This window comes from Streptomyces sp. NPDC058279, assembly GCF_042881255.1.
Classification (GTDB): Bacteria; Actinomycetota; Actinomycetes; order Streptomycetales; family Streptomycetaceae; genus Streptomyces.
In genome coordinates this window covers 684,445-698,914 of the sequence record NZ_JBHVYA010000001.1, presented here as the reverse complement: position 1 = coordinate 698,914, position 14,470 = coordinate 684,445, and the positions used below count along the sequence as shown (strand labels likewise).

At 73.0% G+C, this 14,470-nt stretch carries 13 protein-coding genes; 9 read left to right on the top strand and 4 right to left on the bottom strand.

Features of this window, described 5'->3' with window-relative positions:
- Window positions 1-127: 127 nt before the first annotated feature.
- The 8 genes from ACFVXJ_RS03390 to ACFVXJ_RS03355 all read left to right on the top strand — a co-directional run bounded on the left by ACFVXJ_RS03390 (window position 128) and on the right by ACFVXJ_RS03355 (window position 7,461).
- Window positions 128-928, top strand: a complete 801-nt coding sequence (locus ACFVXJ_RS03390) for a crotonase/enoyl-CoA hydratase family protein (RefSeq protein WP_389657803.1) — start codon at window positions 128-130, stop codon at window positions 926-928.
- A 785-nt stretch (window positions 929-1,713) separates the two neighbouring features.
- The gene (locus tag ACFVXJ_RS03385; protein ID WP_389657800.1) at window positions 1,714-2,691 is read left to right on the top strand and encodes an OB-fold domain-containing protein; all 978 of its coding nucleotides are present in this window, start codon (window positions 1,714-1,716) and stop codon (window positions 2,689-2,691) included.
- Window positions 2,691-3,758, top strand: coding sequence for a thiolase domain-containing protein (locus ACFVXJ_RS03380; RefSeq protein WP_389657797.1), 1,068 nt, complete (start codon window positions 2,691-2,693; stop codon window positions 3,756-3,758). The genes ACFVXJ_RS03385 and ACFVXJ_RS03380 overlap by 1 nt, the downstream gene beginning before the upstream one ends.
- On the top strand, window positions 3,755-4,936 hold the full coding sequence (locus tag ACFVXJ_RS03375) for a thiolase domain-containing protein (protein WP_389657794.1): 1,182 nt from the start codon (window positions 3,755-3,757) through the stop codon (window positions 4,934-4,936). The genes ACFVXJ_RS03380 and ACFVXJ_RS03375 overlap by 4 nt, the downstream gene beginning before the upstream one ends.
- Before the next feature lie 135 nt (window positions 4,937-5,071).
- Entirely contained in the window at window positions 5,072-5,299 is a 228-nt protein-coding gene (locus ACFVXJ_RS03370) for a DUF397 domain-containing protein (RefSeq protein WP_389658610.1), read from the top strand.
- A 117-nt stretch (window positions 5,300-5,416) separates the two neighbouring features.
- Window positions 5,417-5,884: a hypothetical protein gene (locus ACFVXJ_RS03365; RefSeq protein ID WP_389657791.1), complete on the top strand. Its 468-nt coding sequence runs from the start codon at window positions 5,417-5,419 to the stop codon at window positions 5,882-5,884.
- 100 nt (window positions 5,885-5,984) lie between these two features.
- Window positions 5,985-6,803: a maleylpyruvate isomerase family mycothiol-dependent enzyme gene (locus ACFVXJ_RS03360; RefSeq protein WP_389657788.1), complete on the top strand. Its 819-nt coding sequence runs from the start codon at window positions 5,985-5,987 to the stop codon at window positions 6,801-6,803.
- Window positions 6,804-6,960: 157 nt separating this feature from the next.
- Window positions 6,961-7,461, top strand: a complete 501-nt coding sequence (locus tag ACFVXJ_RS03355) for a hypothetical protein (protein ID WP_361312019.1) — start codon at window positions 6,961-6,963, stop codon at window positions 7,459-7,461.
- 26 nt (window positions 7,462-7,487) lie between these two features.
- Here ACFVXJ_RS03355 and kstD read toward each other — a convergent pair whose 3' ends face one another.
- Together kstD and ACFVXJ_RS03345 are read right to left on the bottom strand one after the other, a co-directional pair.
- The gene (gene kstD / locus ACFVXJ_RS03350; RefSeq protein WP_389657785.1) at window positions 7,488-9,284 is read right to left on the bottom strand and encodes a 3-oxosteroid 1-dehydrogenase; all 1,797 of its coding nucleotides are present in this window, start codon (window positions 9,282-9,284) and stop codon (window positions 7,488-7,490) included.
- 192 nt (window positions 9,285-9,476) lie between these two features.
- Window positions 9,477-10,601 carry an aminoglycoside phosphotransferase family protein gene (locus tag ACFVXJ_RS03345; protein WP_389657782.1) on the bottom strand — a complete coding sequence of 375 codons (1,125 nt, stop codon included), beginning with the start codon at window positions 10,599-10,601 and terminating at the stop codon, window positions 9,477-9,479.
- A gap of 231 nt (window positions 10,602-10,832) precedes the next feature.
- On the opposite strand from ACFVXJ_RS03345, the gene ACFVXJ_RS03340 reads away from it, so the two are divergent.
- On the top strand, window positions 10,833-12,320 hold the full coding sequence (locus tag ACFVXJ_RS03340) for a hypothetical protein (protein WP_389657779.1): 1,488 nt from the start codon (window positions 10,833-10,835) through the stop codon (window positions 12,318-12,320).
- An 81-nt stretch (window positions 12,321-12,401) separates the two neighbouring features.
- Here ACFVXJ_RS03340 and ACFVXJ_RS03335 read toward each other — a convergent pair whose 3' ends face one another.
- Both ACFVXJ_RS03335 and ACFVXJ_RS03330 read right to left on the bottom strand, forming a co-directional pair.
- The gene (locus ACFVXJ_RS03335) at window positions 12,402-13,829 is read right to left on the bottom strand and encodes a PP2C family protein-serine/threonine phosphatase (RefSeq protein ID WP_389657776.1); all 1,428 of its coding nucleotides are present in this window, start codon (window positions 13,827-13,829) and stop codon (window positions 12,402-12,404) included.
- 183 nt (window positions 13,830-14,012) lie between these two features.
- Window positions 14,013-14,261 carry an SCO4226 family nickel-binding protein gene (locus tag ACFVXJ_RS03330; protein ID WP_389657772.1) on the bottom strand — a complete coding sequence of 83 codons (249 nt, stop codon included), beginning with the start codon at window positions 14,259-14,261 and terminating at the stop codon, window positions 14,013-14,015.
- Window positions 14,262-14,470: the final 209 nt, after the last annotated feature.

Genomic DNA, 14,470 nt, shown 5'->3' with positions numbered 1-14,470 from the left:
CATTAGAGCGCCGGGACGGTCAACTGGGAAGGCGCGCAACAAGAAAACTGACTGTGTGTCAGAAAACTATTGAACTGCATCCTCCCCTCCTGCAACCTGTTCTAGGTCTTCAGACGGGAGGACGGCAATGGGTGGGACGGAACACCTGACCGTGGAACGCCACGGCGCCACGCTGGTGCTCACCATGAACAGGCCGGAGGCGAAGAACGCGCTCTCGCTGCCGCTGCTGGTCGGGCTGTACGACGGCTGGCTGGAAGCCGACGCGGACGACGCCGTGCGCTCGGTGATCCTGACCGGTGCGGGCGGGGACTTCTGCGCGGGGATGGACCTCAAGGCGCTGGCCGGGCAAGGGATGGCGGGCGACCAGTACCGGGACCGGCTCAAGGCCGACCCCGACCTGCACTGGAAGGCGATGCTCCGCCACCACCGGCCGCGCAAACCGGTGATCGCGGCGGTGGAGGGATACTGCGTCGCCGGCGGCACCGAGATCCTCCAGGGGACCGACATCAGGGTCGCGGGCGAAGGGGCCACGTTCGGCCTGTTCGAGGTCAAGCGGGGCCTGTTCCCGATCGGCGGCTCGACCGTCCGGCTGCCACGGCAGATCCCGCGCACCCACGCGCTGGAGATGCTGCTGACCGGCCGGCCGTACACGGCGGCGGAGGCGGCCCGGATCGGCCTGATCGGGCGCGTGGTACCGGACGGATCCGCGCTGGAGCGGGCCCTGGAGATCGCCGAACAGATCAACGCGTGCGGACCGCTGGCGGTGGAGGCGGTGAAGGCGTCCGTCTACGAGGCCGCGGAGCTGACCGAGACGGAGGGGCTGGCCGCCGAGTTGAAGCGCGGGTGGCCGATCTTCGAGACGGCCGACGCGAAGGAGGGGGCCCGGGCCTTCGCGGAGAAACGCCCACCGCGCTACCGGCGGGCCTGAGCGCCGGCCGCGCGGTGGGCGGACGGGTGGGCGGCACGGCCGATACGCCGGTACCGCCGTGGCCGGGTGCCGCCCTCTTACGGGGGCCCGGCGGCCGGTACCGGGACGGCCGAGCCGGGCGGCCGGGGCGAGTCGCTGTGGCGTGTTGTACGACGGTGGGCCGGTCGTCGGCCGCGCCCCGTGCGGTTCGGGTGGGCCCGCCGGAGGTGGCTCGCGTCGGGCGCCGGGGGCCGGCCGGGCCAGGTCACCCGACGATCGACGTGGCCCCGGAGCGACCCGCTCCGACCGTTCCCCTCCGACCCGGGACCGCGTTGTCCGACCCCGGCCGGACCCGGCAGACCGATCGGAAGGTCCCCCCGTCCTGCCGGAAGCCCGGCAGGACGACGGAAGTCGACGGCCACGCGGCCCGGCTTCCGCCGATCCGCTGGTTCACCCGTACCGGTCGCGCCGGTCGGTCCGGCCGGACGGCTGGAACCACCCCGAACCGGTTTCCTCGATCCCGACCGGCCGCCGGCCGGGTCATGGCCTCGGCGGACGGTGGCAAGGCCGCTGGTCCCGCCTTCGGGCTTCCGCCGGTCGGCGGGGCCGCCTCTTTCGGCCGTCCCGGCCAGGTCCGGCCGGAGGGCCCGATCCCGGCCGCCTGGCCGGAGTGCCGAACCGACCCCCGGCCGGCCGGCCCCCGGCCGCCGGCCTACCGACCGCCACCCGGCCCCGGCGGGTGGATCGGACCGGACCGGTGGTGTCCGGCGTGTGACCCGTCGTGCCCGCAGATAGGAGCCCAGCCCATGACCGCAGCCGAAGCCGCCGCGCCGCCGCCCGAGGTGTTGCGCGCGCCCCTCGTCGTCGAGTTCCCGTTCACCCGGTCCCTCGGGCCCGTGCAGAGCGCCTTCCTCACCGGTCTGCGCGACCGCGTCGTACTCGGCGTCCGGACCACCGCCGGACAGGTGATGGTCCCGCCCGTCGAGTACGACCCCGTCACCGCCGAGGAGATCCGCGAGCTGGTCCAGGTCACCACCACCGGCACCGTCACCACCTGGGCCTGGAACGACGAGCCGCGCCCCCACCAGCCCCTGGACCGGCCCTTCGCCTGGGTGCTCGTCACGCTCGACGGCGCCGACACCGCCCTCCTCCACGCCCTCGACGCACCGGGGCCCGACGCCGTCCACACCGGAATGCGGGTCCGCGTCCGCTGGGCCGCCGAACGTACCGGTGCGATCACGGACATCGCGTGCTTCGAGCCCCACGAAGGTCCCGCGCCCGCGGAGCCACGACCCACCCCGCACGACGCCCACTTCGCCGACCCCGTCACCGGCATCGTCGCCGAGGCCCGGCTCGACTACACCTACAGCCCCGGCCGCGCGCAGACCGCGTACATCAACGCCCTCTCCGGGCGGCGGACCGTCGGCGAGCGCTGCCCCTCCTGCCACAAGGTGTACGTGCCCCCGCGCGGCGCCTGCCCCACCTGCGGCGTCGCCACCACCGACCGGGTCGAGGTCGGCCCGGCCGGCACCGTCACCACGTACTGCGTCGTCAACATCAAGGCCCGCAACCTCGACATCGAAGTCCCCTACGTCTACGCCCACATCGCCCTCGACGGCGCGGACCTCGCCCTGCACGGTCGGATCGGCGGCATCCCCTACGACCAGGTCCGCATGGGCCTGCGCGTCGAACCGGTGTGGACCGAAGGCGGCCGGTACCCCGACCACTACCGCCCCACCGGCGAACCGGACGCGGACTACGACGCGTACAAGGAGCTCATCTGATGCCCACGACGAACAGGTACGCCCGCGAGGTCGCGGTCGTCTCCTTCGCGCAGAGCGACCACCGGCGCCGCACCGACGAACTCAGCGAAGTCGAGATGGTCATGCCGGTGCTCCACCAGGTGCTGGCCCGGACCGGCCTCAAGACCGGCGAGATCGGCTTCACCTGCTCCGGCTCCAGCGACTACCTGGCCGGCCGGGCCTTCTCCTTCACCATGACCCTCGACGGCGTCGGCGCCTGGCCGCCCATCTCCGAGTCCCACGTCGAGATGGACGGCGCCTGGGCCCTCTACGAGGCCTGGGTCAAGATCCAGACCGGGGAGGCCGACACCGCGCTCGTCTACGCGTACGGGAAGTCGTCGCCCGGACCGGTACGCGACGTCCTCACCCGCCAACTCGACCCCTACTACCTCGCCCCCCTCTGGCCCGACTCCGTCGCCCTGGCCGCCCTCCAGGCCCAGGCGCTGATCGACGCCGGCGAGACCGACGAGCCCACCCTCGCCGCCATCGGCGCCCGCAGCCGGGCCTCCGCCGCCGGCAACCCGCACGCCCAGCTCAGCGGCGCCGTCCCGCAGGGCGACTACCAGGTCCGGCCGCTGCGCACCGGTGACTGCCCGCCCATCGGGGACGGCGCGGCGGCCGTCATCCTGGCGGCCGGCGACACAGCCCGCCGGCTCTGCGAGCGGCCCGCCTGGATCACCGGCATCGACCACCGGATCGAGGCGCACGGCATGGGCCTGCGCGACCTCACCGACTCGGCCTCCACCCGCCTCGCCGCCGCCCACGCGGGCCTCTTCGAAGCACCCGTGGACACGGCGGAGCTGCACGCGCCGTTCTCCTCCCAAGAAGTCGTGCTGCGCAAGGCCCTCGGGCTCGACGAGGGTGTGCACGTCAACCCGTCCGGCGGGGCCCTGGCCGCCAACCCGATCATGGCCGCCGGTCTGATCCGCATCGGCGAGGCCGCCGCCCGCATCCACCGCGGCGCGTCCGACCGCGCCGTCGCGCACGCCACCTCCGGCCCCTGCCTCCAGCAGAACCTGGTCGCCGTCCTGGAAGGGGACCGAGCATGAGCAAGGCCGCCACATCGAAGGAGCGCGTGGCCGTCGTCGGCGTCGGCCAGACCAAGCACGTCGCCGCCCGCCGCGATGTCTCCATAGCCGGACTGGTCCGCGAGGCCGCCGTACGCGCCCTCGCCGACGCCGAGTTGACCTGGGCGGACATCGACGCCGTCGTCATCGGCAAGGCACCCGACTTCTTCGAAGGGGTGATGATGCCGGAGCTGTACCTGGCGGACGCCCTCGGCGCGGTCGGCAAGCCCATGCTCCGCGTCCACACCGCCGGTTCGGTCGGCGGGTCGACCGCGCTCGTCGCCGCCAACCTGGTGGCGGCCCGCGTCCACCGCACCGTCCTGACCCTGGCCTTCGAGAAGCAGTCCGAATCCAACGCCATGTGGGGCCTCTCGCTGCCCGTCCCCTTCCAACAGCCGCTGCTGGCCGGCGCGGGCGGGTTCTTCGCGCCGCACGTGCGCGCGTACATGCGGCGCACCGGGGCTCCCGACACGGTCGGCTCCCTCGTCGCGTACAAGGACCGGCGCAACGCGCTGAAGAACCCGTACGCGCACCTGCACGAGCACGACATCACCCTGGAGAAGGTCCAGGCGTCACCGATGCTGTGGGACCCGATCCGGTACTCGGAGACCTGCCCCTCCTCGGACGGGGCCTGCGCGATGGTGCTCACCGACCGGGCGGGCGCGGCGCGCTCGCCCCGGCCGCCGGCCTGGGTCCACGGCGGGGCGATGCGCAGCGAACCGACCCTGTTCGCCGGCAAGGACTTCGTGTCCCCCCAGGCGGGCAAGGACTGCGCGGCCGACGTCTACCGGCAGGCCGGGATCACCGACCCGCGTCGGGAGATCGACGCGGTGGAGATGTACGTGCCGTTCTCCTGGTACGAGCCGATGTGGCTGGAGAACCTGGGTTTCGCCGAGGAGGGCGAGGGCTGGAAACTCACCGAGGCCGGGGTCACCGAACTCGACGGCGACCTGCCCGTCAACCCGTCGGGCGGTGTCCTGTCGACCAATCCCATCGGCGCCTCCGGCATGATCCGCTTCGCCGAGGCGGCCCTCCAGGTACGCGGTCAGGCGGGGGAACACCAGATCGCGGGCGCCCGCCGGGCCCTCGGGCACGCGTACGGCGGCGGGGCGCAGTTCTTCGCGATGTGGCTGGTGGGGGCCGAACCGCCCACGTGCTGAGGGACGTTGCGCCGGACGGCCGCGACCGGTTCCCATCGGGGCGACCCGTTCGGCGGGGCCTGTGCGGCGCCCGCCCACGTGGTTAACCTGGCCCTCGGACGACGTACCGGGAGGAGCACGCACGTGGCCGAGAGCATGACTTCGCAGGCCCCCGCAGGCTGGGGAAAGCCGGACCTGGATCTCAGCGGGGCCGACTGGCGATCGAGCAGCCGGGGCACCGGAGACGTACAGATCGCCTTCGTGGAAGGGTTCATCGCGATGCGCAACAGCGAGCGGCCCGACAGCCCGTCGCTGATCTTCGCGCCGGACGAGTGGCGCAAGTTCGTCCTGGACGCCCGGGGCGGAGAATTCGACCTGACCTGACCTGACGCCCGCGCGGTCCGCCGCCGGCACCGGGCGCGGAGCCGCCGCCCGGTGCCTGGCGGGGGTGGACCCGTTCTGCGATCATGGCCGGCATGACGATCAACCGCCGAAAGGGCGATGCCGCGTAACCGTCCCGGCGCGCTACGCGCCCGACGAGGACCGTTCGACGGCCGCCGGCCGCCCGCCTGGACCCGTGAACTGCCGCCCTTGGACCGGCTGTCGCCCGCCGCGAGCGCGCTGATCCACCACGTGCTGCGCGGTCGTGCCCCCGACCTGGCCGTCCGGCTCGCGCTGTACCGCGCCTTCCTGGACCGTCCCGGCGGCCGGCTCCTCCTGGTGCGCCCGACCGTCCCGGCCTGCCCCGGCTGCGCGCTCGACGACATCGCCGCGGTGCGCGACGAACTGGCCGACCTGTACCGCGGGTTGACACCCGAGGCGCGGTCCGCGCTGGGGCGCGTACTGCGCACCCTCGACGCCGAGTTCCGCCGTCGCACCCTCCCCGATCCCGCACCCGTACCCGTGGGGCGCGACCGGTCCGGGCGCCCGCTCCCGTGGTGGCGGCGCCGACTCTACGAGGGCACGTGAAGGCGCCCGCCGGGGCTCGGAGCCGTTCGCCCGCAGCCGAAGTCGTTCGCCGGGAGCCCAAAGCCGCCCGATCCGCCGGCGGCCGGAGCACAGTGGCCGCATGGACGAGATCACCCGGCTCCACCTCTTCCACACGCAGGCACGGGCGTTCGAGAAGGCGGCCCGCACGGCGCTGGACCCCGGCGGCCGGCCACCCCTGGTCCCCTCCTGTCCGGGCTGGTCGGTGTCGGACCTCGTGGGCCACCTGGGCTCGGTGCACCGCTACCTCGCGCACATCCTCCGGGAGCGGCTGACCGAGGCCCCCGACCCCACCGACCTCTCCCTCTACGGGCTCCCCTCGGACCCCGCCGCGTTGGCCGCATGGCCCATGCCGGACCGGACGCCCGGCCTCGATCCCGCGCCGGAAGGCTTGACCGACTGGTTCGCCGAGGGCGCCGCGACCCTGGAGGAACTGTTCCGCGCGCTCGGACCGGACGTGCCGGTGTGGACCTGGTCGGCGACGAAGACCAGCGGTTTCTGGCAGCGGATGCAACTGATCGAGCTCGCGCTGCACCGCTGGGACGCGGAGGCCGCCACGGGCACCCCGGCGCCCGTCGACCCCCGGATCGCGGCCGAGGCCGTCCCCCACACCTTCGAGGTGATGGCCCCGGCCCGGCGCTTCTGGAAATCCGCCCCACCGGGCGCCGGGGAGCGGTACCGCTTCCGCCGGACCGATGCCGCCGGGTCCTGGACGGTCACCTTCAGCGGGGACGAGGTGCTCCTGGAGCGCGGTGCCGCCGGTGCGGTGGACGTCGAAGCCGCCGGGACGGCCTCGGACCTGGCGCTGTTCCTCTGGCAGCGGCTGCCGGCCTCCGCGTTGACGGTCACCGGCGACGCCGACCGCCTCGACCACTACTTCACGCTGGTCCCGCCGGTCTAGGCACGGGCGGGAGCAGCGGTCCCCCGCCGAGCCCCGGCCGAGCCCCCGCCCAGCCCCGGCCGAGGCGGTGCCCCGCCCCGGCCGGGGTACGGCGCGGCCCCGGCGTGGAAGCGGGGCCCGGGGCCGGAAAAGCCGTCCGGACACGTACCATGGCGGCATGTCCTTCCTCCGCCGCCACCGCGCCGCCACCCCCGCCGGCCCGGACTTCGACGTCCTCGCCATGGACCCGGGGGACTGGCCGGGCAACCTCGGGGCCGGGCTGCTCCCCGCCCCCGACGGCAGCTGCCAGGGTGTCTTCCTCCGCTACGACCTCTTCGGCGGCCGCGGCCCCGCGATGATCATCGGCAACCTCCCCGAGGGCTCACCCGCCCGGGAGCTCGCCGACAAGCAGGTCCCCTTCGAGGTGGCCCAGCTCCTGGACGCCCTGGAGAACGACGAGGACGTCGAGGTCACCGGGGTCGAGGACTGCCCCGTCATGCAGGGCGACAACCTCCTCATCGTGCGCAAGGTCAAGCTCTCGGAGTCCCGCATCTCCTGCGTCCAGTTCGACCGCAGCGACAACGTGCTGGTCACCATCGCCAGCTGGGACCGCCCGATCACCGACGACCTCTACGCCCTGCTGAAGCCCCTTCCGGCGGAGCTGTTCCAGCAGGGCTGAGAGGCCCGGCGCGGCGCCGGGCGCCCCTACGCGTCCGCGATGTCGTTCGCCGCCACATAGCCGAACGTCATCGCGGGACCGATCGTCGATCCGGCCCCCGCGTAGCTGTGGCCCATCACCGCCGCACTGGCGTTGCCCGCCGCCCACAGGCCCCGGATCACCGAGCCGTCTGCCCGCAGCGCCCGTGCCCGCGCGTCCGTGACGATGCCGCCCTTGGTCCCCAGGTCCCCCGGCACGATCTTGAAGGCGTGGAACGGCGGCGCCCAGATCGGCGCCAGGCACGAGTTCGGCTGGACGTTGGGGTCCGTGTAGTAGTGGTCGTACGCCGTGTCACCGCGGTGGAAGTCGGGGTCGGAGCCGTTCCACGCCTGTGCGTTGAAGCGGTTCAAGGTCGCCCGCAGCGCGGCGGCCGGCACTCCGATCTGCCCGGCGAGCGCGTCCCAGGTCCACGCCTTCTTCGCGGCCCCCGCCTCGTACCAGGCGTCCGGGAAGGGCAGCGTCGGAAGGATGTCCTTGAACAGGTACCGGTTGCGGTAGTTCTGGTCCACGATCAGCCAGGCCGGGATGTGCGAGCCGGGCGCGCCCCGGTCCTTCTCGTACATCACGTGCACCACGTCGCTGTAGGGGGCCGCCTCGTTGACGAACCGGGTGCCGTTCGCGTTCACCATCAGTCCGCCCGGAAGGGTTCGCTCCGCCAGGCAGAAGTACGGCTGGCCGGGTAACGGGATCGACGGCCCCCACCAGGCGTCCGCCATCAGCGCGAGCGCCGCCCCCACCCGCTGACCTGCCCTGATGCCATCGCCGGTGTTCTCCTTCGCGCCCACCGACCACTCGGTGCCGATCGGCTGCTGCTGGTACTGGGCCCGCATCGCCGCGTTGTGCTCGAAGCCGCCGGACCCCATGATCACGCCCTTGCGGGCGCGTACGACCGCCCGTACGCCCTCCTTCTCCACCACCACCCCGGTGACCGCCCCGCCCTCCTGGACCAGATCGACCAGCGGACTGTCGAGCCACACCGGCACCCCCGCCCGCAGCAGGCCCGCGCGCAGCCCCGCGGCCAGCGCCTGGCCCATGGTCAGCGGTTTCTCGCCGCGCAGCGCCGCCGCCGTGCCCCGCGCCAGGCACTCGGTGGACACCGCGAGCCCCTTCGCGGTGACCGCCGCGAGGTTGAGCCACTTGTAGTCCTGGCTGAACACCACCATCCCGGCGGGCACCGGCATGTAGGCCGGATTGAGCCGGGCGAGTTCGGCACCGAGCAGATTCCCGTCGATCTGGTCGGGCTCGACGGAGCGCCCGTTCGACAGACCGCCGGGCAGGTTCGGGTAGTAGTCGCTGTAGCCGTCCATGAAACGGAACTTCAGCGGGCTGTGAGCCATGACGAAGTCCAGCATGCGGGGCCCGTTGGCGAGGAACGCCCGCTGCCGGTCGACCGGTACGTCGGGACCGACCACCGCCGCGAGGTACGTCGCGGCCTTCTCCGGGGTGTCCGGCACCCCGGCCCCGAGGATCACCGAGTTGTTCGGCAGCCAGATCCCGGCGCCCGAACGGGCCGCGGACCCGCCGAAGGTGGGGGCCTTCTCGACCACCAGCACGCTCAACCCGCGCCCGGCGGCCGTCAGCGCGGCGGTCATCCCGGACGCCCCCGACCCGACCACGACGACGTCGTACTCGCCGAGCGGAGCCCCGTCGGAGGCGGAGTCGGCCGCGGCGCGCGCGGCGGCGGCCGGCAGCACGGTGGCGGCGAGCACCCCGGCCCCGGTACCGGCGAGGACCGTCCGGCGGGCGGGGAACGGGGCGCGTGCGTGATCGGACCGTTCGGACATGGGCGGGCTCCGGGGAGTGGGAGGGGGCGACTGTTCCAGCACGTCTGATGCTGTGTCAGAAACCTGTTCGGAGGATCATGTGATGTCAAGGCCCCCGACTCGGCCACCCGGATGGCGCCGCCCCGTACGCACACGAGCGAGGCCCCGCGGCGGTGGGAGCCACGGGACCTCGCGTACGGGGGGCGCGGTGCGTCAGCGGGTGCCGACCACCGCGCGGACCGCCCTGCGGGCCATCCCGCAGTCGTCGTGCAACCGGCGCAGCAGCAGCCGCTGCTCCTCGCCCGAGGACAAGGCGCCCGCCGGCAGCGGCTGCATCGGGGCGGTGGCCTGCATCGAGCGCTGCACCGCCGTTTCGGACATCCGGATCTCCCGGGTCAGGATCAGCATCAGGTTGACCAGGAACGCGTCCCTGACCGCCGGCCCCTGCTGCTGCGCCAGCCGGCTGATCTGACCGCGCGCCGCCGGTGCGTCGCCCAGTACCGTCCACAGCGTGGCCAGGTCGTAACCCGGCAGGTACCAGCCCGCGTGCTCCCAGTCGAGCAGGACCGGCCCCGCCGGGGAGAGCAGCAGGTTCGACAGCAGGGCGTCACCGTGGTTGAACTGCCAGGACGTACCGGCCAGTTTGAGACCGTGCAGCAGCTTCTGGAGGTCGCCGAAGTCCCGGTCGGTCAGCAAGCCGAGCTGGTGGTCGCGGGCGATCCGACGGGTGTAGTCCAGCGGGTGCCCGAACAACTCGGCCGGCGGTCGCCACTGGTTCACCCGGCACACCGCTCCCAGCGCGGCCCGTACGTCGGCCCGCGGCGGGGCCTCGACGGGATGCCGCTGCAGGGCCGCGACCCGACCCGCCATCCGCTCGACGACCAGGACGCAGTTCTCCGGGTCGGCGGCGATCAACCGCGGCACCCGGACCGGCGGACGGTGCCGGACGAACGCCCGGTACGCAGCTATTTCGTGCCGGTACCGCTCGCGCCACTCGGGCGAATGGTCCAGTAAAACCTTCGCGACGGCGGTCATCCGGCCCGTCGTCCCCACGAGGAGGACCGACCGGCCGCTGCGCCGCAGCACCTGCACGGGCGCGAACTCGGGACAGATCCGCTGCACCGAGGCGAGCGCCGTGCGCAGTTGGGCGCCCTGCGGCCCCGAGAGGTCGATTCTTCCGCTGAGCGGCTGGGCCCCGGTCCCCGGCATCCGCCGGGCCCGTACGGCGCCCTGCGCCGGGGCGGCCGGCCGGCCGGGGTCGAGGTAGGGGCCGCCGCCCGCCTGGAGCGTGCGGTGCGGCCGGACCGGGGCGGACACGGAGGACGTTGCTGCGTACATGGCGTTTACGGTTCCCTTCGTGCGCCGACGAGTTGCGTACGCCGCCCCGCCGGATCCCGTGCTTCACCCTGGGGAGTTCCGCCGGGGGCCGGGTCGGGGAGGCGCATTCCTACATGACACCCCGTCGCGGGTGGCACACCATCTGGCGGACCCTGGCGAACCCTGGCGAATAGTCGCTGGGCACCTGACGGCGGGCTAGTGTCAAGTCAGCCGAGAACCTGGGGGCTTGACGTGAGCAAAGGTCCAAACACCCGTCTGAACGACCTGTTCGGCCTGGCCGGCTGGTCCAAGGGCGAACTGGCGAGGATGGTCAACCGGCAGGCGGCCGCGATGGGTCACCACCAACTGGCCACCGACACCTCGCGGGTGCGGCGCTGGATCGACATGGGGGAGACCCCGCGCGAACCGGTGCCCACGGTACTGGCAGCACTGTTCACCGAGCGGCTCGGTCGTGTCGTGACCATCGAGGACCTCGGGTTCGTACGGCAGCGGCGCACCGCGAAGCGGCAGCCGGACGGGGTGCAGGAGAACCCCGACGGAGTGCCCTGGGCGCCCGAACGCACAGCCGCGGTCCTCACCGAATTCACGGGAATGGACCTCATGCTCAACCGTCGCGGTCTGATGGGCGCGGGAGCCGCGCTCACCGCCGGCTCAGTCCTCAGCAACGCCATGTACGACTGGCTGCACACCGATCCCGCCACCGCCAAGGACGCGCACCGCTTCGGCGGGGGCGCCCACCAGGCCGACCCGACGGGGTACGACCGCTACGAGGCGGCCCCGATCGGCTCGCAGGAGATCGACGCCCTGGAGCGCTCCGTCGAGGTCTTCCGCGCCTGGGACGCCTCCCGGGGCGGCGGACTCCAGCGCAAGGCCGTGGTGGGCCAGCTCAACGAGGTGGGCGGCATGCTGGCCTACCACCATCCCGACCACCTCCAGCGCCGGCTGTGGGGAGTGGCCGCCAACCTGGCGGTCCTCGCCGGCTGGATGTCCCACGACGTCGGCCTCGAACCCACCGCCCAGAAGTACTTCGTCATCGCCGCGCACGCCGCCCGCGAGGGCGGGGACCGGCCGCGGGCGGGCGAGGCCCTGTCCCGGGCGGCCCGTCAGATGGTGCACCTGGGCAAGCCCCACGAGGCCCTGGACCTGATGAAGCTGGCGAAGTCGGGCTCCGGGGAGGAGACCCTGCCGCGCACCCGCGCCATGCTCCAGACCATCGAGGCGTGGGCGCAGGCGGCCATGGGCAAGGGCCAGGCCATGCGCCGCACCCTCGGGGAGGCCGAGGACCTGTTCGTCTCCGACAAGGGCGACGTGCCGCCGCCGTCCTGGATGCAGCACTTCGACGAGGCGGACCTGCACGGGATGCAGGCGCTGGCCTTCCGGACGCTGGCCGACCACGACCCCACGGCCGCGCCGATCGCCCAGCGCCACGCCAAGGAGGCACTGCGGCTGCGCGCCCAAGGACACCAGCGTTCGCAGATCTTCGACTACATCTCCATGGCCTCGGCCTGCTTCATCGCCGACGATCCGGAGCAGGCCGACCGGTACGCCCGGCTCGCCCTGGTGTCGATGAACGAGACGTCCTCGCACCGGACATGGGACCGACTGCGCGAGATGTACCGGCTCACCGGCCAGTACTCCGGCTACCCGCGGATCGAGGACCTGCGCGAGGAGATCAAGTTGGCCCTCCCGGACACCCCGGTGGAGGTGAGCACGGTCTGACGGGAAAGGCCGCGCCCGGCGGCGCGGCCCGGAGAAGACCCGGTTCTCGGAAGGTTCTTGCCCGTAGACCGTCGGGCGTGGTCAGAAACCGATCCGGGCCACGAGCACGCAGGCGTCGTCCTCGCGCTCGTTGTCCCCGAACTCCTCCAGCACGATCCGTACGCAGTCCTGCGCGGACCGCGCCGCCGAGAACCGCGGCGCGAGCGCGAGCAGCCGCTCGGTCCCGTCCGCCCGGCTGAACTCGATGCTGCGCGGGGTCAGTCCGTCCGTGTGCAGGACCACCACGTCACCCGCTTCCAGTCGTTCCTCGGCCTGGCCGTACACCGCCCCGGAGGTCGCCCCCAACAGCACCCCTTCCGGCGGCTGGAGCGAGCGGCCCTGGCCGCCGCGGAACAGCAACGGCGCGGGATGGCCGGCCTGCGCCCAGGACAGCAGGCGCAGCTCGGGATCGTAACGGCAGCAGACGGCCGAACCCAGCGCCGGCTGCACGGAGGTCTCCAGCAGTTGGTTGAGCCAGCCCATCAACGGGCCGGGCTCGATGCCGGCCATGGCCATCCCGCGCAGCGCGCCGAGCATCATCGCCATCCCGGAGGTGGCGGTCACCCCGTGCCCGGTCAGGTCGCCGACCGTCAGCAGCGAGCGTCCATCGGTCAGTTCGAGGGCGTCGTACCAATCGCCGCCGATCAGCGCGCTGCTGGCGGAGGGCAGGTAGTGCGCCGCCACGTCCAGGGCGCCGGTGCTGTCGTGCGGGAACCGCAGCGAGCCGCGCCACGGGGGGAGCACGGCTTCCTGCAGCTCGACCGCCAGCCGGTGCTCGGTGCGCGCGATCTCCCGGCGACGCTGGAGCGAGTCGCGGGATTCGCGCACCGCGCGCTGGCTGCGGCGCAGTTCGCTCACGTCGCGCAGCACGGCCCACATCGATGCCGTACAACCGTCGGAGTCGAGCACCGGCTCGCCCCTCATGTGCAGCGTCCGGACCCGCCCGTCGGCCCGGACGATGCGGAACTCGCCGTCTATGGGCTTGCCGTCCACCAGACAGTCGGTGACCATCGCGGTGAGCAGCGGCTGGTCTTCGGAGAACAGGGTGGAACCCAGCTCGTCCAAGGGCAGCGCGCCGGCTTCCGGGGACCGGCCGAAGATCTGGAACAACTCCTCGGACCAGGTCACCTCGTCCGTCAACAGGTTCCACTCGGCGCTACCGACCCGGGTCTGGCGGTCCTCCACCGGGGGTTCGGGCGCCGCTCCGGGCGGCGCGACGGACTGCTCGGGCGCGGGCGGCAGGCCCTCCTTGAGCTGGCCGAGGTGTTGGCCCAGGTCGTCGAGGTGGTGGACGGCGAGGTCGCACAGCGCGCGCTGCCAGCGGCCCTGGGCGTCGTCGTCGTCCACGACGGTGTCGCGGCGCACGGCGTCCACTTCGCCCCGCAGGCGCCGGGTCTGCGAAATCAGTGCGTCCACCGACCCCGGCTCGGGCGGCTGCGCGGGACGGTCCGCGAACAGGTGGGACGGCATGAGAACTCCGATACAGGCGCGGCACGGCCATGAAGGAAGGACCGGTAACGACTGTTGCACAGGCCGCGACGGCCTGTAAGGCGTTTGGCAACATCCGCTACGGGGTTGCTCAGGGCATATGCCGCAGGCCTTCGGGGCCTCCTTCGTATGTACGAATGTTTCCGGTCAGCCGCCCGCCGCGGGCTACACCTCCAGCGGCACCGGGTGGACCTCGGCCGCCGGGTGCCCGGTCCGCTCGTGGATGCGCCGAACCGCATCGGCGTCCGGTGCCTCGGACAGGCAGTACACCGTGCCCGACTCGGGGTCGGCCCACGCCTGCTTGAAGTGCACGCCTTCCTGCGCCTCGATCGCCAGGTCCGCCCGGTGCGCCTCCATCAGCTGGTCGGCGGTGATTCCCTGCATGCCGGTGTGGATGTCCATGAACGTGGCCATCGCCCCGCACCTCCTCGCTGTCCCGGTCGAGTCCGATTCCTGCACCTCCCATCGTCCACCTGCGGCCGGAAAACCGCTGTCCGATCGGATGGATTCGAGCGCACGCGCGAGGAGCGCGAGCCCCCCGGGCGCTCCGAGTGCTCCCGGGCGCCGGTCACCACCCGGCAGCGGGACCCCTCGAACGAAGGACCCCGCTCCGCGCGATCACA

What these genes read in the sequence shown, in the direction of transcription:
- ACFVXJ_RS03390 (WP_389657803.1), top strand. Translation starts at nt 128, where the DNA reads ATGGGTGGGACGGAACACCTGACCGTGGAACGCCACGGCGCCACGCTG.
- ACFVXJ_RS03385 (WP_389657800.1), top strand. Translation starts at nt 1,714, where the DNA reads ATGACCGCAGCCGAAGCCGCCGCGCCGCCGCCCGAGGTGTTGCGCGCG.
- ACFVXJ_RS03380 (WP_389657797.1), top strand. Translation starts at nt 2,691, where the DNA reads ATGCCCACGACGAACAGGTACGCCCGCGAGGTCGCGGTCGTCTCCTTC.
- ACFVXJ_RS03375 (WP_389657794.1), top strand. Translation starts at nt 3,755, where the DNA reads ATGAGCAAGGCCGCCACATCGAAGGAGCGCGTGGCCGTCGTCGGCGTC.
- ACFVXJ_RS03370 (WP_389658610.1), top strand. Translation starts at nt 5,072, where the DNA reads ATGACTTCGCAGGCCCCCGCAGGCTGGGGAAAGCCGGACCTGGATCTC.
- ACFVXJ_RS03365 (WP_389657791.1), top strand. Translation starts at nt 5,417, where the DNA reads ATGCCGCGTAACCGTCCCGGCGCGCTACGCGCCCGACGAGGACCGTTC.
- ACFVXJ_RS03360 (WP_389657788.1), top strand. Translation starts at nt 5,985, where the DNA reads ATGGACGAGATCACCCGGCTCCACCTCTTCCACACGCAGGCACGGGCG.
- ACFVXJ_RS03355 (WP_361312019.1), top strand. Translation starts at nt 6,961, where the DNA reads ATGTCCTTCCTCCGCCGCCACCGCGCCGCCACCCCCGCCGGCCCGGAC.
- kstD (WP_389657785.1), bottom strand. Translation starts at nt 9,284, where the DNA reads ATGTCCGAACGGTCCGATCACGCACGCGCCCCGTTCCCCGCCCGCCGG.
- ACFVXJ_RS03345 (WP_389657782.1), bottom strand. Translation starts at nt 10,601, where the DNA reads ATGTACGCAGCAACGTCCTCCGTGTCCGCCCCGGTCCGGCCGCACCGC.
- ACFVXJ_RS03335 (WP_389657776.1), bottom strand. Translation starts at nt 13,829, where the DNA reads ATGCCGTCCCACCTGTTCGCGGACCGTCCCGCGCAGCCGCCCGAGCCG.
- ACFVXJ_RS03330 (WP_389657772.1), bottom strand. Translation starts at nt 14,261, where the DNA reads ATGGCCACGTTCATGGACATCCACACCGGCATGCAGGGAATCACCGCC.